This window comes from Clostridium sp. FP1 (assembly GCF_011065975.2).
Lineage (GTDB): Bacteria > Bacillota > Clostridia > Clostridiales > Clostridiaceae > Clostridium_AD > Clostridium_AD tagluense.
In genome coordinates, this window is the sequence record NZ_JAAMNJ020000001.1 from 5,110,922 (window position 1) to 5,130,117 (window position 19,196).

The window sequence follows — 19,196 nt, forward strand, 5'->3', positions numbered from 1 at the left end:
GAATTACTTAGCGAAGTGAAAGCATTCCAGCAATATATACTTTTCGTTATAGCATAATATAAGAAAAGCTACTTAAAACATGTATTGACATTAAAATGCAATAGGTATATAATTTCAACAAAGTAAAGACTATGAAGAGGAAAAGTAAATAATTTACTGTTCTAACAGAGATAGAAATCCATGGGCTGAAAGGTTTCTAAGGCAAGTATTATTGAAAACCACCTCTGAGTTGAGTACTGAATTTTAGTAAGTATCTCCGCAAACCAGCGTTAAAGGTATCGAGTGATAGTGTTACACATTTTTTGTGCATTGCTGTAATTTGGGTGGAATAGCGAGTATACTCGTCCCTTTTTTAGGGACGAGTTTTTTTTGTTTTTATTAATTTCATATCATAAAGCATTGAAGAGGACGAGTAAATAATCTACTGTTCTAACAGAGATAGAAATCCATGGGCTGAAAGGTTTCTAAGGCAAGTATTATTGAAAACCACCTCTGAGTTGAATACTGAATCTTAGTAAGTATCTCCGCAAACCGGCGTTAAAGGTATCGAGTGATAGTGTTGCACATTTTTGTGGATTGCTATAATTTGGGTGGAATCGCGAGTATACTCGTCCCTTTTTTAGGGGCGAGTTTTTTTGTTTTTATTAATTTATTTATATTATGAGGAGGAAATATTTATGTTAAATATTATGTTAAAGGATGGAAATGTTATTCAAATTGAACAAGGTAAAAAGGTTTATGATGTTGCTATGAAAATTAGTCCAGCACTAGCTAAAAAGGCTTTGATTGCAAAAATCAATGGTAAAGCTGCAGAACTTATGACTGAAATAAATTGTGATTGCGACCTAGAAATCTTAACATTTGAGGATATCGAAGGAAGATTAGCATTAAGACATACTGCAGCTCATGTGCTTTCTCAAGCAGTAAAAAGGTTATATCCAAATGTTAAGCTTGCTATTGGTCCCGCAATTGACAATGGGTTTTACTATGATTTTGACTTAGAAGAAACACTTACTCCAGAAATTCTAGAAAAAATAGAGAAGGAAATGGAGAAGATAGTTAAAGAAAGTTTAAATCTTGAAAGATTTGTACTCTCAAGGGAGGAAGCTACAAAGCTTATGCTGGAAAAAGAAGAACCCTATAAAACTGAATTAATTGAAAATCTACCAGAGGGAGAGATTATATCCTTCTATAGACAAGGGGAATTTGTTGATCTTTGTGCAGGTCCACATGTTCCAGCCACTTCATATATTAAAGCATTTAAGCTTTTATCTGTTGCAGGCGCTTACTTTCGAGGTGATGATAATAATAAGATGCTCCAAAGAATATATGGAACAGTATTTACTAAAAAAAGTGAATTAGAAGCTTATATTAATATGCTTGAAGAAGCAAAAAAAAGAGATCATAAAAAGCTAGGAAGGGAACTTAAATTATTTACATTTATGGAGGAAGGACCAGGATTTCCATTTTTCCTACCAAATGGTGTTGTTTTAAAGAATAATTTAATTGAGTATTGGAGAGGTCTTCATAAAAAATTTGGATACGTAGAAATTGAAACTCCATTAATCTTAAACAGAAAACTTTGGGAAACTTCGGGACATTGGCAACACTATAAAGAAAATATGTACACAGTTAATATTGATGAAGAAGATTTCGCAATTAAGCCAATGAACTGCCCTGGAGGCATGCTTGTTTATAAGTCAGAACCTCATTCATATAGGGATTTACCTATAAGGGTAGGAGAGCTTGGCAAAGTGCACAGGCATGAGTTGTCTGGTGCTATACAAGGACTTATGAGAGCAAGAGCCTTCACTCAGGATGATGCTCATATATTTATGCTTCCACAACAAATAAAAGAAGAAATAAAAGGCGTTATCAGACTTATAGATGAAGTTTACTCAAGGTTTGGATTTAAATATAATGTTGAACTTTCAACAAGGCCAGAAAATTCTATGGGGAGCGATGAGGAGTGGCAAATAGCAGAAAGCTCACTTGCTGCAGCATTAGATGAGATGAATATACAATATAAGATAAATGAGGGTGATGGAGCGTTTTATGGTCCAAAAATCGATTTTCACTTAGAAGATAGTATAGGTAGAAGTTGGCAGTGTGGAACTATACAATTAGACTTTCAACTTCCTCAAAGATTCGATTTGAATTATATTGGCAGTGATGGTGAGAAGCATAGACCCATAGTAATACACAGAGTAATCTTTGGAAGTTTAGAGAGATTTATTGGAGTATTAATAGAGCATTTTGCAGGTAAGTTTCCAACTTGGATTGCACCTGTACAGGTAAAAGTATTACCTATTTCAGAAAAATTTGCTGATTATGCAAAAGATGTGGCAACCAGCCTTAATGAAAATAATATCAGAGTAGAATTTGATGGTAGGGTAGAAAAAATTGGTTATAAAATTCGCGAAGCAAGAAACGAGAGAGTTCCCTATATTTTAGTTATAGGAGAAAAAGAGCAACAAGAAGGCAATATATCTATAAGAAGTAGAAAAGATGGCGATGAGGGAGCAGCTTCTTTAAGTGAATTTATTTCAAGGCTTAAACATGAAATAGACAATAAAATTCTAGAAGTTTAATAATAACTAACAAAATATAAAATTATGGGAGTTTATTTTATGCATTCCTCATCCATTATTTCCTAGGACATTAGAGAAATAGTATTAGAATTGATTAATAAATCAAAGTGGATTTAATCACCTAGGAAACAAAAATACCTTATATTTTTTTTAGATTATGCTAACAAAAGTATATGTTGCGCGGAATGCTTCTGAACAAGCCTTAGTAATTCTTAATTTATTTTATCTATAGATGCGTAAAGAAAATCACATGTTTGAGCGATAGCGAGTTTGTGATTTTTAGCATCTATAAATAAAATAAATTTTAGAATTACTTGGCGAAGTGAAAGCATTCCTAGTAACATATACTTTTCGTTATAGCATAATCTAAGAAAAAACCCTTTAAATCCAAGTACTTTCTAACAGTGTGAGCTCAGTACCCTCTTCATTTATTATTTTATGCCTACATATTGTTTTATTCTCTTCTCTTATAACTTCTGTGCTTACCTTTATTGTTTCTCCATAGATTGTTTCTTTTTCGTAGTTTACCTTAATATTCTTTAATTCACAATTTAGTATCACATCCCCAGGCACCGTTTCTAAAGCCCAAGCAACATAATTAACATTATTCACATGCATATTTGTATCAATATCACTATATCTCACTTGGAAACTTTTCTCACTATCAACTGTATTTATTGGTTTTATATCCTCAATTTCTATAGAGGTATTATTGCTATCATCTATACCATATGCGCCATACATCTCTTCTGTAATTCTTATTGGACGTCTTCTATCTGTATTTATTAAAATCCACACAGAAGTCGCATATCCTATTGTATTTCCTTCTATATCAATAATTTCATGCTTTCTATAGGCATAAAATTTTCTAAATGAATATGCAAAAGTTTTTACTTTTATAGTTTCGTTTAAAAGTGGATACGACTCCATTGTTATGTCCCATTTATATAAAACCCACGCCATATGATTCTCTTTAAGATGCTCTATCCCCACTCCTAAAACTTCACTTTGGTACATTGCCATATCACCAAGATAATCTATAATACTTGTAATTAAAGCTCTTTTATGAATATCTACTTCATAATAATGAATGTTGTAATTTCTATCTGAAACCATTGGAATCCTACTCATACTATGCCTCCTGTATTTTATATTTGGCACAATAACTATTAATTTTTATGCCTCTTAATTTTGTTCATACTTAAAATCATATCAAACTAAACTAATACGGTAAACATTAACACTCTAATGTTTACACAAAGTTTTATATTTTTAATAATTTGTTGATTTTAAGGACAAAATTTACATCATATTTACAGCCACTAATGTAAATCAATACTAATGCTTTAAAATTTATTTTTTCTTGTATTTTGCTAACAAAAGCATATGTTGCGCAGAATCCATTGTAACAAGCCTTAGTAATCCTTTATTTTGTTTATTTTAGAATATTCAGAGTTTTATGAAATTGTTTTCATCTATGTAATTTTTATGAAAAAAGTGATAAAATACTATTGTCAGTATTCATTGTGAAACTGAACTATATATAAGGATTATCAATATAATCGACTTATATCCTTATGGAATAAGAGCGGAGGTAAAATATGATTAATAATTCTATTCAAAAAAGAAGAATAAAAACAAATCAACTTACAACTATCGGTATGCTGTCAGCTATTTGCGTCGTACTCGGATTAACTGGATATGGTTTTATTCCACTGCCTGGTGCAAAAGCTACTATCATGCATATTCCTGTTATTATTGGCTCTATAATAGGTGGACCTATGGTTGGAATGACTATCGGATTAATATTTGGAATTTTTAGCATTATGCAAAATATTATGGCTCCAAATATACTATCTTTTGCTTTTATAAATCCGTTAGTATCCGTATTGCCAAGAGTTCTTATTGGCTTTACTTCTTACTATGTTTATAACCTAAGCTTTATTAAAAAAGATAGCCTAAAAATTGGCCTAGCTACTGTTATTGGTTCTTTAACTAACACCTTTGGTGTTCTTACTATGATATATATTTTATATGCAGCTAAATTTGCCGTTTCTAAGGGCATAGATCCCTCTATTGCTGCCAAGACCATTTATGGTATAGCTGTAATAAACGGCGTTCCGGAGGCTATAATAGCTACTATAATTACTATACCTGTAATTCTTTCGATTAAAAAGATAAAAAAATAAAAAAAAACAAAGACACTTAGCTTTTGCTAAGTGTCTTTGTTTTTTTATGCGTTTAATTTAGCCATTAATGCTTCTAAATCAAGACCATGAACCATTGCTGCTTCTTCTATTGTTTCAGCTTGTGCTGAAGGACATCCTACACAACCCATTCCAAATCCCATTAATACTTCAACTGATTCTGGTTTTTGTCTTACAACTTCACCTATTGTCATATCCTTAGTTATTATCATAGTATCTACCTCGCTTTTTTTTAATTTTAAATAATTATATCAGAATTTAACTAGCAAATAAATAAAAATATTTATTTAACTTTAATTATCATTCTCATTCTATTGCATATGCTTCTATTTTGCAAGTACGCACTTTTTTAATCTTTAGTATATACTTGTATACCTTAAATCATCTCCACAATATTATAATTCCCTATAATATATAAGACATACCTATTGCAAAAATTATCTTTACAATAGGTATGTCTATTTTCTATATTTCAGTTAATACCATTGTTTGATCTCTTTTTGGTCCTACTGATACTATTGAAACTTTAACTCCTGTAAATTCTTCAATTCTCTTTATGTATATTTTAGCATTTGCTGGAAGCTCATCATAACTTCTTGCCTCTGCTATACCTTCGTCCCAACCTTCAAACTCTTCATATACTGGAACGCATTTAGCTAAATCCTCAAGACTTGCTGGGAAGTAATCTATAACGCTTCCTTCGAATTCATAACCTACACAAATTTTAATTTTTTCAAGTCCTGCTAGCGTATCTATTTTAGTTACAGCAAAGCTAGTAAGTCCTGAAATTCTTGCTGCAGTTTTTAGTATAACAAGGTCAAGCCATCCACATCTTCTTGCTCTGCCTGTTGTTACACCAAATTCAAATCCCTTTTCTCGAATCCATTCTCCAACTTCATTATCAAGTTCTGTTGGAAATGGTCCTTTTCCTACTCTTGTAGTATAAGCTTTCGCTATTCCTACAGCATTTGTTATCATAGTAGGTCCTATTCCAGCCCCAGTGCAAACTCCTCCTGCAATAGTGTTAGAAGAAGTTACAAAAGGATATGAACCATAATCTATATCAAGTAGAGTTCCTTGTGCTCCTTCAAATAAAACATTTTTTCCTGATTTTATTGCGTCAAAAACTTTTACTGATATATCTTTTACAAAAGGTCTCATTCTTTCTGCATACTCTAAGTATTGTGTATATATTGTATCAAAATCTAGTGCTTTTCCACCCAAAACTTTTGTTATTATATCATTCTTCATTGATAAACTAGTTTTAAGTTTTTCTTTGAAAACATCTTTTTTCATTAAATCACAAACTCGAATTCCACTTCTTTCAAACTTGTCAGTGTAACAAGGGCCTATACCTTTTTTTGTAGTTCCTATATCATTTTTACCTCTAGCTATTTCATATAGGCTATCTAACTCTTTATGGTATGGCATTATAACCTGTGATCTATCACTAATCATTAATCTTTCTGGAGTTATGTTCTCACCTAGCGCTTCTAAGTAGTCAATTTCTGTAAATAGCGCTTCTGGGTCTACAACCACGCCATTACCTATTACATTCAATTTATCTTTATATAATATTCCTGATGGTATTAAGTGAAGCTTATATTCTTTTTCTCCTACGACTACAGTATGACCTGCATTATTTCCGCCTTGGAATCTGACAACCACATCAGCTCCCTCAGCTAGATAATCCGTCATCTTACCTTTACCTTCGTCTCCCCATTGGGCCCCTAAAATAATAAATGCTGACATATAAATTCCTCGCTTTCTTTCATTTCGCAATAAAATTTCACAATTAATGTATTTAAAAAATTCTATTGTCTCATATGTTTACATACCTTTTAAATTATACACTTTTAATATTGATATAACCAATTATTTAGTTTAAATACTATTAGTCTTCCTTTTTAGCTATGTCTCTAGCTACAACTACACCGGTTGTTGATGCTTGCATCAGTCCTCTAGTTATTCCTGCTCCATCACCTATGGTGTACAAATTGCTAATAGATGTTTCAAATTTATCATTTGTGCTAATCTTACTAGAATAGAACTTTACTTCCACTCCATAGAGTAGTGTATTTTTACTATATAAACCTGGTGCTATCTTATCAAAAGCCTTTAATGCTTCTACTATAGAAGTTAAATGCCTTTGTGGCAATACAAAGCTTAAATCTCCTGGTACTGCTGATTTTAAAGTAGGCACAGTAGTTGATTTAGCTAATCTGTCATAATCTGTTCTTCTTCCTTTTAATAAATCTCCCAGTCTTTGGACCATTATGCCTCCGCCAGTTAACATATTACCTAGCTGAGCTATATATTTACCATAAGAAATAGGCTGATCAAAAGGCTCTGTAAAAGTAGTAGATACAAGCATTGCAAAATTTGTATTAGTTGTTCTTAGCTTTTGGTCTGAATAGCTATGACCATTTACAACTGCTATTTTATTATCATCATAGTATTCTGCCGACACTACTCCACCTGGGTTCATACAAAAGGTTCTAACCTTACTGTCAAATGTATCAGAATAATATACTAATTTTGCTTCATATAAATCCTTAGTTAAATGATCCATAACAGAATTAGGTACCTCTACGCGAAGTCCAATATCTACTGCATTATTAGTAACCACAATATTATGTTTTTTGGCTTCATTTGAAACCCATTCCGCCCCACCTCTACCTGGTGCTGCTACAACATATTTTGCATCAACCTTAACCACACCGTCTTTATTTTTTAACAATATCCCAGTGGCTTTATTATCTTCTATTAATATTTCTTCTACTTCACTAAGTTCTATAAATTCTGTATTTGTATTATCTATTAAATGATGGTACATAGATTTTAAAACTTCATAGGCAAGTTCTGTTCCTAAATGCCTTACTGGGCATTCAACAAGACGGATATTATGTTTACTTGCTTCGTATTTAACCTCTTCAACCTTATCACTATTGAGTCCATATATCTTTTCATTTGCTCCAAATTTTATATAAATGTCATCACAATACTTTATTAATTTTTTTGATTCATCTTCAGAATAATATTCAAGAAGTCTTCCACCCACCTCTGGGCTTAAAGAAAGTTTACCATCTGAAAAAGCTCCAGCACCTGACCACCCAAATGTTATCCCACAAGGATTACATTTAACACATTTTCCATTAACTCTCGCCGGACATTTTCTTTTCTCTATACTTCTTCCCTTATCAACTATAAGTACACTAAGTTCAGGTTTTTTATTTGTAATTTCTAGTGCCGTAAATATTCCCGCAGGTCCGGCTCCTACAATAACTACATCGTAAAAATTTTTCATTTCACATACCCCCTTGCATGTCTCTGTGGGTAGATAACAATTATCAATCGCTATCTCTACTGTATTAATTTCGGGCAAATAACAATTATAAGTGTTTCTTTACCCACTTAATAGTATCAGAGCTAGGTGTCTCAGTCAATATAAAACGCGAATATTTATAATTTATTTTTAATAATAGTTCGTGTATTTTCATTGCAAATCTATGCTACTCATCCCATAAACCCTCTGTTAATTTTTCTATTTCTTTTTTTCTTTTCAAAGTTCCTTCATTATCAATAGTTATACTTTCTGATATCTCTATAACCGTACCTTCCTGGGCTTCTATTGGCAATTTTCTTTTATCTATATTAATTGTTTTTCTGCCCTGCAGCTCTACCACTGCATAGTTTCCTTCAAATCTATCTATTATTCCCTTCATTACTATCACCTTTACCTAAACATTTCTTATTTACTTATAAAACTCTTATAAATACTTATATTATCTAAGGACCATATTCTTTCTGAAAATTTACCTTGTGCTGTATCAGTTAATGCCTTATTCATATCATACATTCTTGCATCCATTATATCCAAATGATGTAGCATCTCAGCTTCCGGTATCATAGGTTTTTTAGGACTTCCATATTCCGCTTCATAATGATGAGCTAGCACCATATGTTGTAATAACATGGATACCTCTTTGTCTGCTTTAACCTGGATACTCGCTGTTTCTATCATTTTAATTCCTTGAACTATATGTCCTATAAGTTGGCCTTCTATTGTATATTCAGATACAATCCCAAGTTCACTAGCATTCATTTCATATATTTTACCAATATCATGAAGTATTATACCTGCATATAGTAAATCCGTATTTAGAAAAGTATAAATTTCACTTAATTTTTCCCCTGCCTTAAGCATAGTGGTTGTATGATATAAAAGTCCTGCCCTTATAGCATGATGATTAGACTTAGCTGCAGGATAATGCATTAACTTTTCTTCATTATCACTTAAAATATTTGTAACTATATTTTGAATATCTGTATTTTTAATTTTAGATAGATAATTTAAAATATCATCATACATTTTTTCTGCTGGATATGGTGCCACTGCAACATAATCACCAATTTTAACTTCATCTTTTTCCTCTGCCAGCCTTATCATTTCTATTTTTAATTGAAGTTTTCCTCTCCACTCATTTACAGTACCTTTTACCTTCACTAAAATATTTTGTTTGAATGTATTTTCTAATTCTTCATTACATTCCCAAAGTTTTGCATTTATATCGCCTGTAGCATCTCCTAAGTTAAAATCGAAATATTTATTTGTATTACTATTATTGGAAACCTTGATATCTACAGATTTTATAACGAAAAAGCCTTCAACTCTATCACCTTTTTTTATTTCACTTATCTTTTTAACTTCCATATTTATCTCCTTATATTGTATTGAACTTATTATATATAATACATTATGCTGATATAAGTGCTTAATATTTCTATATCTGTTAAATAAATTACACAACTTAAATATACTCTCTAATTATACATCATTATTGTTTTTCCTCCAATATTATTATAATTGCCTATAAATTAAGAAATCCTTCGCTTAAGAAGGATTTTTTAATTTTCTTTTTATAATCCAAATTGAAGATAGTCTATTTTTCATTGTAGCAATATGTTCTTTTTTAGCATTATTTGTAAATCTAAATATTACTTCACTTAATAGTATAGCAAATACCAAATCTAGTATCACATGTTGCTTAACAAATTGGGTAGATATAATTATAAGTATCCCTATTATATTAAAAATTAAGCTTACAATTGTACTATTTTTAGTATGATTAATGCCTTTCATTAGAATATAAGTTGTTGTGACATGCATACTTGGAAAGCAGTTAAATGGATTATCATATTTATATATTATAGTTACTAATTTAGATAATATGTCCAAATTAGTAATTATCGGCCTAGGTACTGTAGTTTGAAAAACAGTATAGATAATATAGCATATGGCTATTCCAATATTTAAACTAATTAGAGAAATATAATAATTTTTACGATTTTTCATGCATAAATATATTAAACCTATAGCAATATAAGCATACCAAGTTATATATGGCAGTATAAATATTTTAAGAAATGGTATTGTTCCATCTAAATTTGTTACTAAACTATTTATATTTCCATCTCCATTATTTAAAAGTTTATAAAAAATAATAGAAATTGCAATAGATATCATAAAACTCAATGCAATTAAGTCTTCCTTAAACTTTTTCATAAAGTCTCCTTTCTACCTTACTCTTGCAATCATCACAAAATATTCTTAACCTTTAAACTCAAATTTAAATTTTAGTATATATACATTTTCTGCAGTACAAGGATTAATATTCATGTTTTTTTAATTTTACATAAAAAAAGCTATTTATATATGGAATACTCATATATAAATAGCCTTTTCTATTCTATAAATTTGGAGCTGAAAAAGGGGATCGAACCCTCGACCTACGCGTTACGAGTGCGTTACTCTACCAACTGAGCTATTTCAGCATATCTAAAGAGGGTTTAACCCTCTTTAGTAATTATACATATTTTTATTTAAATGTAACCCATTTATATCAGTAAATGAATTAGTAGCAATTAAAATCAAATCAATTAACGCCCATATTCCAAAACCACCAAAGGTTAAGATCATTAAAATTCCTGTACCTGTTTTACCTACATAAAATCTATGAATACCAAGCGGTCCAATAAAAATACAGAGCAACAATGCAACTAACCAGTTTTTGTCACTAATAGTCCTTACTTCGGTCTTACTCTGTTGAATTAATAAATTAATACCACAGGTTTTACAAAAATTAGATCCATCATCATTTTGAGCTCCACAATTATGGCAGAACATTAAATCACCCTTTTCACATTATTTCAATATCATATTTACATTTTATCATATGTGTCAACATTTTACTATATGTATAACATTTATCTATTTACCAATAATTTTTAATTACCTATCGCCACCAATGCATTTCTAGCAATATATATCTTTTTTTATATCATAAAAAAATAATATTATTTTCTTAGAGGATGTAAGCAAAAGTATATATTGCGTAAAATGCGTATGAGCAAGCCTTAGTAATTCTTAATTTATTTTATTTACGGCTGCGTAAAAAAAAATGCATGTTTGAGCGAAGCGAGTTTGCATTTTTTAGCAGCTGTAAATAAAATAAATTTTAGAATTACCTGGCGACGCGAACGCATTTGTAGCAATATATACTTTTAGTTAAAACATCCTCTAAGAAAAATATTTTCAATTTACATAATATTATTGGTTAATCTCTATGAATTACATCAAGCCTCGCAAATTTACTGAATTGACCTATCCATGCCAGTCTTACTGTACCTACAGGACCATTCCTTTGTTTTGCTATAATACACTCTGCTACATTCTTATCTTCTGTTTCTTTATCATAATACTCATCTCTATATAAGAACATAACAATGTCAGCATCCTGCTCAATGGATCCTGACTCTCTAAGGTCAGAAAGCATTGGCCGATGATCAGCTCTTTGCTCTGGCGCACGTGACAGCTGTGATAATGCTATAACAGGGCACTGCATCTCTTTTGCAAGGGCTTTAATAGATCTTGATATTTCTGATACTTCTTGTTGTCTACTTTCCGGATTACTCCCAGACATAAGTTGAAGATAATCTATAACTATCATGTCTATACCATGCTCCATTTTTAGTTTCCTACATTTTGAACGCATATCCATAACAGAAGTTCCTGCTGTATCATCAATAAATATTTTAGCAGCAGCTAGAGGCCCAGATGCTTTCGCTATGTTTTCCCAATCCTTATCTTCTAAATTACCATGTCTAAGCTTTGACATATCAACATTTGCTTCTGAACAAAGTAATTTGTAGGCAAGTTGTTCCTTAGACATTTCCAGTGAAAATATAGCTACGTTTTTCCCTTCTCGAAGGGCTGCATACTCAGCTAAATTTAGTGCAAAGGTAGTTTTACCCATAGAAGGTCTCGCAGCAATAAGAATCATATCACCCTTTTGAAATCCAGCGGTCTTTTCATCTAGTTCTGGGAAACCACTAGGTATTCCAGTTGTTTCTCCTTTATTATTAAAGATTCTTTCTATTTCTAAAAAGCCTCTCTCAAGCACTGTATTCATTGGTTCAAAATCACTTGAATTTTTTCTTTCTGCTATATTAAAGACCTTTTGCTCTGCAAGGTCCATTACTGCTTCCACATCATCTTGCTTATTATAACAATTTTCCATAATTTCCGTAGAAGCTCTAATAAGTTTTCTTAAAGTAGACTTATCATCTACAATTTTTATGTAAGAACTTAAATTAGCAGTAGAGGGTATCGAGTTACTTATTTCTGTAATATAAGTAATCCCCCCTGAAGCTTCTAACTTTTCAGAAGAACGTAAATGCTCCAGTAGTGTAATCATATCAATAGGCGTGTCCTTTTGATATAAATCAAAAATAGCGTTGAATATAACCTTATGAGAATCTCTGTAAAAATCATCACCGTTTAAAATCTCCACGACCCTTGATATGGCAGTTTTATCTATAAGCATTGATCCAATTACCGATTGTTCTGCTTCTAAGTTATAAGGCAAACTTCTAAGGGGTGTATCCATTTTTCATCTCTCCTAAGGTAATGTTTATGCCCTGCTAAAATTTCAGCCTGGAAGATGTAATCATCTTCCAGGGTGATTATTTAACAGGGCCATTAATTATAGTTAATTATATTTTATGCGAAGACTAATTTCATTAGTTCCTCAATGGTCGATATAGCTTTTGTTTCAATATCCACAAGATCAATAGGTACTTCTTTTTCATTCTCCTTGGGAACAATGACTAGCTTAATTCCTTTTCTTCTTGCACCATAAATTTTCTCAAATATGCCGCCTACTGGTTTTATAATACCACGAAGTGATATCTCTCCAGTTACTGCGATATCCTGCCTTAAAGGTTTATCTAAAAGCGAACTAATTATGCATACAGTTATAGCGGCTCCGGCGGATGGTCCATCTATTTTACCTCCACCTACTATATTTACATGTATGTCATAATCCTTAATATCCTTATTTGTGGTCTTTCTTATTACTGACGCAGCATTAAATACTGAATCCTTAGCCATACTTCCAGCCGTATCATTAAATCTTACTTGGCCCTTACCTTTTTCCTTGGCTTCAAATACTGATGTTTCTATTTCTATAGTTGAACCTATGTACCCCGATACTCCAAGTCCATATATATGACCCACTTCAAATTTAACTTCAGTATCTAATTCCTCATAAGGCGTAAGTCTACTTATAGATATAACATCTAAAAGATCATTAAGCTCAATTTTAATTTTAGAAGTCTTTACTAATTCTCTATTATGCAATACATATCCATAAGCATCTGCTAAAATATTTACGGCCTTTCTTCCTTCAATAGTATATCTACTAATGGTTTCCGCCACTCCATCTGCAACTTCAACTTTCAATTTATGGGCAGCATTAACTACTATAGTTTCAATATCTTTCGCAGTTAATGGTTCGAAATAAACTTCAGTACATCTTGATCGGAGCGCCGGGTTTATTTCTGATGGTTCGCGAGTTGTAGCTCCTATTAAAACAAAATCTGCTGGAGCACCTTTATCAAACAAATATTTTATATATTTAGGTGTGTTTTCATCTTCAGGATCGTAATAAGATGATGAAAACTCAACTCTTTTATCTTCTAGTACTTTAAGAAGTTTGTTTTGAAGTATATTATCCAGTTCTCCTATTTCATCAATAAATAATATTCCTCCATGAGCCTCCGTAACAAGACCTGTTTTGGGTTCAGGAATTCCAACTTCAGCTAGATCTCTTTTACTTCCCTGATATATTGGGTCGTGAACAGATCCCAGCAGAGGATTTGTTATTTCTCTTGGATCCCATCTGAGTGTTGTGCCATCTACTTCTATAAATTTAGCATCTTTGCCATAAATAGTGTAACTCAGCTTTTTAGCTTCCTCAAGAGCAAGTCTAGCTGCAGTGGTCTTACCCACTCCAGGAGGTCCATAAAGGATAATATGTTGAGGATATGGTGACGCCATTTTAGATATCAGTGATTTTATAGCTCTTTCTTGCCCAACTATTTCACTAAAACTCTCTGGCCTTAATATAGCTTGTATATTTTTCGTTAGTTTTCTGCTATCAAGTAATTCTAAATCATCATATTTCTTAAGGGTTTTAGCATTTTCAGGGCCCTTTTGTTTTTTAATTATGCTAAGTCTTACCTCATCAATATACTTATCTTGCTTTTCCATTAGATTTTTTTCTACTTCAGCTTCAATCTTATTTTGCACATATCTTTTAGCTATTTCTTCAGTAAGAAAGTCATTAGTATTATCTAACACCTCATGAATATTTTTGGGACTCGGTACTACATCTATGCCCTTACCATTGCTTACAATTTTATTTAGTGCATATAATCTTTTATATATATCTTCGCTTTTTATATACTTTTGAAGTTTGAATTTTATGGTTTTAGCCTTTATACTGCTTTCGTCTATTACGTTTCTCATTATTTCATATAAAACGTCAATTTGTGTATCCAGTGGTAAAGTATCTTTTGCAATGGGTTCTCCCATCTTATTAACAAGTAATGTCTTCAAGCTCAATCCGCTTTAATAGATAACATTATCAATTTATTTACTAAAGCGTTTCCTCCCTTCTTTTTATATGATTATTCCTCACAAACAAGAACTTTTATCTTAGTAGATATTTCTGGGTATACTTTAACTTCTACTTCATAAGTTCCTAATAATTTTATTGTATCTGTTACTATTTTCTTTTTATCAACATCTAAATTATATTGTTTATTTAATGCCATTGCTATATCTTTATTTGTAATTGCGCCAAAAAGTTTTCCATTTTCTCCAGCCTTGCCGATTATTTTTACAACCTTATCTTTAAGTTCGTTAGCTATTTTTTGCGCTTCCTCAATTTCAGCAGTTTTCTTTTTTCTTTCAGTTTCATTCTTTTTATTTAATATGTGCATATTTGGGTCTGTAGCTTCTTCTGCCAATTTCCTAGGAAATAAAAAATTCCTTGCATACCCATCTGCGGCGTTTACCACATCTCCCTTTTTACCTACACTTTTAATATCTTTTAATAAAATAACTTTCATTATTTTTCACCTTCCTTTAAATATTCAGCTATAGCTTCATTTAATTTCGCCACTACTTCTTGAGTTTTAAGCGAAGTAAATTTTGTACCAGCCATAGTCATATGTCCACCTCCGCCTAACGTCTCTAATATCAATTGTACATTGATTTTTCCAAGAGACCTTCCGCTAACAAATACTTCATCTCCTATTTTAACAATAACAAATGACGCCTCAATACCAGTAATATTTAAAAGCTCATCAGCTGCTTGAGCCGCAAGTACGGTATCTTCTATTGCCTGGGGACAAACCGCTATAGCAATTTCATTTTTAACTTCTGCTGATCTTATTATATCAGCTCTTTTTAAATAAATGTCTAAATCATCAGAAAACATTTTTTTAACATCCATAGTATCCGCACCATGACGCCTTAAAAAAGCAGCGGCTTCAAAAGTTCTAACTCCTGTTTTAAAATAGAAATTTTTTGTATCTATACATATTCCTGCTAGAAGACATACTGCTTCTATATGTTTAAGCTTTGGCTTATCTACCATATATTGAACCATTTCAGTAACTAGTTCAGCAGTAGATGATGCGTAAGTTTCCATATAGCTAAGCACTACCCCTTGTATAAAATCTTGCGATTTTCTATGATGATCAATTATAACTACTTTTTCTACTTCTTTAACTATTTCTAAATTCAGCACATGACCTTCATTATGAACATCTACTATTATAAGCAAATTATTAGATTTTTTAACACTTTTAAATTTTTCACTTGATATAAAGGTGTTTTTATATTCCTCATCAACCAATAATATATCCATCATGCTTTTTATGCCCGTACTTATTCCTTCGAGAATAATATAGCATTCTTTATTCGTACTTTTAATAATACTATATAGACCAATTGCCGAGCCTAGACAATCAGCATCAGGGTTTTTATGTCCCATAATGAAAATTACATCACTCTCATTTACTAAATCCATTAATGCATGAGCAATAACTCTTGCGCGAACTTTAGTTCTTTTCTCAACTTCTTTTGTTTTTCCTCCAAAGAAAGATAATTTATCACCTTTTTTTACTACTACCTGATCACCGCCACGACCTAAGGCAAGCTCCTTCGCTGAAGTCGCAAATTCATAGTTTTTTGAAGGCGTATCTTCTCCTCTTCCTATTCCTACACTTAAAGTAACTGCTAGTTTGTTACCATTGCTTATTTCGCGAACACTATCTAGTATATCAAATTTCTTCTCTATTTCTTTTTCAATGTACTTATCTTGAACTATAATAACATATTTATTAGATGTATACTTTTTTACTACAGCATTTACGCTCTGTCCATAGCTATTTATTGTTCGCTCAATATCAGCCGCAAGTAGTGGTGCCTTATCTTCTTCTGTAGTTTTAATAACATCATCAAGATTATCGACCTCTACTAGCATAACACTTTCTCTATTGCCGTTAATACCTTTTATCAGATTGTTTTTTTCCGTTATATCATAAAAATATAAAAGCATAATTTTATCTTTAACATTTTTATTTTCGTCTGTATCCACAATATTAGTATAAATCTCATAAAAACTATCTTTTATTTTAATATTTGAAAAAATATTTTTTTTTCCATCTAAAACCTGCTTTAAAGGCAGTTCCTTAATTATATCTCTAATATTTTTATTAAAAAGATCTTCCCCTTCAAGCATTGTGGTTACACTTTGATTGTACCATAAAATGTTTCCCATATATCCTATAATTATTAAGGGAAATGGAAGCTTTACTAAAGTACTTGTAGTTGCTATATCAAGTTTAGAGGAAAAATTTTCAATAAATTTTTTCCACTCACTTTTTTTTATCTTCGTGTTGTAAATATTGTACACTACTAGTATGGCGTATAATCCTAGTGTAAGTATACCCACTTCAAAATGTCCATAATAAAATATTATACATATAAATAGAGCCATAGTCACCATATATATTTTATTATTAACATCGAAGTAATTATATTTGCTATCCATAATCCGCCCCCAATTATTTTCTTTTAATTCTATATGGGTCAAGCTTCCTAAAATCAAAAGCCATTTCCATGAGTCCTATTGAAAAGTAAATATTACCTAGAGACGAAAGTGCTGTTAACCCTATAATTATTGCTACTACTGGCTTTGATAAATTTCTTTTAACCCTTAAAAAATATACACTTGCAGCCAGACCATTTATCATAAATACATACTGCGTAAGAAGCTGAGAAGCGTTTAGTATATAATTCCCACCAGTTATTTTTTTTGATGATAGTATTATTCCTATACATACTATGCCTATAAGTACAGCTCCTACTATGTTAGAAACATAAACTTTGCTAAAAGGTAATACCTCTTGCATTTTATAGTTTAAATTCCTTAGTATTGCTCTAGATACTATATGATTCAAATAAGCTGCTATCAATGCAAGAATAAAAATAAGTGTAGGTATTACTATCAATATCATCATAACATCCATTTTTTTTATCATTTCAAGATTTTCATCTAAAAACTTCAACCTGTTTGGAGCTATTCCTGCTTGTAAATAAACTATTTTTAATTGATCCACAGAGGCCTTCATGCTTTGTTTCATAAATTCTAATTTATTTGTAATAAAATTTACAAAACTTACTTTTTCTATAAATAGCAATGAAAAAGCTAGGGTTAATATATTAGATATAGCAGAAGCAATAGCTAAAAATAATAATGTTACAGAGGGTTTTTTATTTTCCTTAATACAATAGCCAAGTACAATACCAACAATGATACAAGTTATAGCTGAATATATTGCCATTATTGGATTATAGACTAAGGATGTTATAATTATACTGAGTAATATAGCAGTGAATGTTATTTTGATGTTATGCCTTGTATAGAGTATCGCCACAGGAATTGGTAATAACAATGTTCCTACCACCGATACAAATGGCAAATATCCTGTTATAATCATTATTATTGAAATTATAACAGCCATAAGTGAAGCTTCCACCATTGCCTTTGTACTATAATCCTTATTCTTCATTTTTTCCTCCATCATTTATCTTCCTTTTATGTGTATATATAGTCTACTTAGATCTTTTCCATCTTTTTCTATGTTATCTCCTTCAACTATACCTACCTTTAGTTTCTTTTTCATACTTTCGTCCACAGCTACATTAGAATATCCTAGCCTTTCAGCTAATATATATAAAAGTATTATTGCCCCTGAAATACAATCTAGTATAGCGTCTTGAGCAACATTACTTCCTTTACTTAGCAATTTGAAGAAATCACCTATTATACATAGTAGCTCAGCCTTCAAACTTTCAATTAGCTTAACATTAGACATTATATTAAAATCATCTCTTTTCATAGTATATCATCTCCCCCTGTAGGCTTATGCGTATAACTCTATTTTAGTTATTTTTGTAGGATTATGCAACTAAAGTTTATTTTTATATATGGATATATAATCTGAAATAGGCAATCTAATATTTAAAAATTTTAAATGTTTACATTTTATGGGTTGTAACTACAAGTATACTACAAATCACAGCCAATCATATATATTTTAAAATTTATATTTCTATTATTCACTGAAATTTTTATTTTTATTTTAAAAAAATAAAAGCAGCTACCGTAAGGCGCTGCTTTCAGTCATTTACTACTCAGTAGTAAATGGTAGTAATGCTATATTTCTTGCTCTTTTTATAGATACAGTAAGCATTCTTTGATGTTTTGCACAGTTTCCAGAAATTCTTCTAGGAAGAATCTTTCCTCTTTCTGTAACATACTTTCTCAATTTGTTTATATCTTTATAATCAATTGCAGTTGCTTTATCCATACAGAAAGCACAAACTTTTCTTTTCATTCTCTTTCTGTTTCCACCAGCAGCACTTCCGCCACTGCTTCTTTTACGCTCGTTCATAGCCATTAATTTTTTCCTCCTTACC

The 19,196-nt window shown here is 31.2% G+C and carries 17 protein-coding genes, 1 tRNA gene and 2 other annotated features; of the genes, 2 read left to right on the forward strand and 16 right to left on the reverse strand.

Annotated elements, in window-relative coordinates; all coding sequences use genetic code 11:
- Positions 1 to 122 precede the first annotated feature (122 nt).
- Positions 123 to 352: a binding site (T-box leader), on the forward strand.
- A gap of 38 nt (positions 353 to 390) precedes the next feature.
- Positions 391 to 619: a binding site (T-box leader), on the forward strand.
- A 58-nt stretch (positions 620 to 677) separates the two neighbouring features.
- Entirely contained in the window at positions 678 to 2,591 is a 1,914-nt protein-coding gene (thrS, locus tag G9F70_RS24410; RefSeq protein ID WP_164945949.1) for a threonine--tRNA ligase, read from the forward strand.
- A gap of 381 nt (positions 2,592 to 2,972) precedes the next feature.
- Here thrS and G9F70_RS24415 read toward each other — a convergent pair whose 3' ends face one another.
- Positions 2,973 to 3,722 carry an acyl-[acyl-carrier-protein] thioesterase gene (locus tag G9F70_RS24415; RefSeq protein WP_164945950.1) on the reverse strand — a complete coding sequence of 250 codons (750 nt, stop codon included), beginning with the start codon at positions 3,720 to 3,722 and terminating at the stop codon, positions 2,973 to 2,975.
- Positions 3,723 to 4,192: 470 nt separating this feature from the next.
- Here G9F70_RS24415 and G9F70_RS24420 point away from each other — a divergent pair, with 470 nt between their 5' ends.
- A complete protein-coding gene (locus G9F70_RS24420; protein WP_124998780.1) occupies positions 4,193 to 4,780 on the forward strand; it encodes an ECF transporter S component in 588 nt (195 codons plus the stop codon).
- 44 nt (positions 4,781 to 4,824) lie between these two features.
- Here G9F70_RS24420 and G9F70_RS24425 read toward each other — a convergent pair whose 3' ends face one another.
- The 15 genes from G9F70_RS24425 to rpsR all read right to left on the reverse strand — a co-directional run bounded on the left by G9F70_RS24425 (position 4,825) and on the right by rpsR (position 19,171).
- Positions 4,825 to 5,007, reverse strand: a complete 183-nt coding sequence (locus tag G9F70_RS24425) for a DUF1858 domain-containing protein (protein WP_124998866.1) — start codon at positions 5,005 to 5,007, stop codon at positions 4,825 to 4,827.
- 256 nt (positions 5,008 to 5,263) lie between these two features.
- A complete protein-coding gene (locus G9F70_RS24430; protein WP_164945951.1) occupies positions 5,264 to 6,550 on the reverse strand; it encodes an adenylosuccinate synthase in 1,287 nt (428 codons plus the stop codon).
- A 142-nt stretch (positions 6,551 to 6,692) separates the two neighbouring features.
- Complete coding sequence (locus G9F70_RS24435) at positions 6,693 to 8,105, reverse strand: NAD(P)/FAD-dependent oxidoreductase (protein WP_164945952.1); 1,413 nt, start codon at positions 8,103 to 8,105, stop codon at positions 6,693 to 6,695.
- 205 nt (positions 8,106 to 8,310) lie between these two features.
- Positions 8,311 to 8,523, reverse strand: a complete 213-nt coding sequence (locus tag G9F70_RS24440) for a DUF3006 domain-containing protein (protein ID WP_164945953.1) — start codon at positions 8,521 to 8,523, stop codon at positions 8,311 to 8,313.
- 26 nt (positions 8,524 to 8,549) lie between these two features.
- Complete coding sequence (locus tag G9F70_RS24445; protein WP_164945954.1) at positions 8,550 to 9,512, reverse strand: 3'-5' exoribonuclease YhaM family protein; 963 nt, start codon at positions 9,510 to 9,512, stop codon at positions 8,550 to 8,552.
- A 180-nt stretch (positions 9,513 to 9,692) separates the two neighbouring features.
- Positions 9,693 to 10,364 carry a phosphatase PAP2 family protein gene (locus G9F70_RS24450; RefSeq protein WP_164945955.1) on the reverse strand — a complete coding sequence of 224 codons (672 nt, stop codon included), beginning with the start codon at positions 10,362 to 10,364 and terminating at the stop codon, positions 9,693 to 9,695.
- A gap of 193 nt (positions 10,365 to 10,557) precedes the next feature.
- Positions 10,558 to 10,633: transfer RNA gene (locus G9F70_RS24455), tRNA-Thr, on the reverse strand.
- A gap of 25 nt (positions 10,634 to 10,658) precedes the next feature.
- Positions 10,659 to 10,985, reverse strand: a complete 327-nt coding sequence (locus G9F70_RS24460; RefSeq protein WP_164945956.1) for a zinc-ribbon domain and TM2 domain-containing protein — start codon at positions 10,983 to 10,985, stop codon at positions 10,659 to 10,661.
- Between the two features lie 430 nt (positions 10,986 to 11,415).
- Positions 11,416 to 12,747: a replicative DNA helicase gene (locus G9F70_RS24465; protein ID WP_164945957.1), complete on the reverse strand. Its 1,332-nt coding sequence runs from the start codon at positions 12,745 to 12,747 to the stop codon at positions 11,416 to 11,418.
- A 113-nt stretch (positions 12,748 to 12,860) separates the two neighbouring features.
- A complete protein-coding gene (gene lonC / locus G9F70_RS24470; protein WP_164945986.1) occupies positions 12,861 to 14,735 on the reverse strand; it encodes a Lon family ATP-dependent protease in 1,875 nt (624 codons plus the stop codon).
- Positions 14,736 to 14,830: 95 nt separating this feature from the next.
- Positions 14,831 to 15,274, reverse strand: a complete 444-nt coding sequence (gene rplI / locus G9F70_RS24475) for a 50S ribosomal protein L9 (protein ID WP_164945958.1) — start codon at positions 15,272 to 15,274, stop codon at positions 14,831 to 14,833.
- Positions 15,274 to 17,265, reverse strand: coding sequence for a DHH family phosphoesterase (locus G9F70_RS24480; RefSeq protein WP_164945959.1), 1,992 nt, complete (start codon positions 17,263 to 17,265; stop codon positions 15,274 to 15,276). Before G9F70_RS24480 ends, rplI begins: the two co-directional genes overlap by 1 nt.
- 13 nt (positions 17,266 to 17,278) lie before the next feature.
- The gene (locus tag G9F70_RS24485) at positions 17,279 to 18,286 is read right to left on the reverse strand and encodes a DUF2232 domain-containing protein (RefSeq protein WP_164945960.1); all 1,008 of its coding nucleotides are present in this window, start codon (positions 18,284 to 18,286) and stop codon (positions 17,279 to 17,281) included.
- Between the two features lie 15 nt (positions 18,287 to 18,301).
- Positions 18,302 to 18,616: a MazG-like family protein gene (locus G9F70_RS24490; RefSeq protein ID WP_124998803.1), complete on the reverse strand. Its 315-nt coding sequence runs from the start codon at positions 18,614 to 18,616 to the stop codon at positions 18,302 to 18,304.
- 291 nt (positions 18,617 to 18,907) lie between these two features.
- Positions 18,908 to 19,171 (reverse strand): 30S ribosomal protein S18, encoded by a 264-nt coding sequence (gene rpsR, locus G9F70_RS24495; RefSeq protein ID WP_372481131.1) that lies wholly within the window; start codon positions 19,169 to 19,171, stop codon positions 18,908 to 18,910.
- Between the last annotated feature and the right edge of the window lie 25 nt (positions 19,172 to 19,196).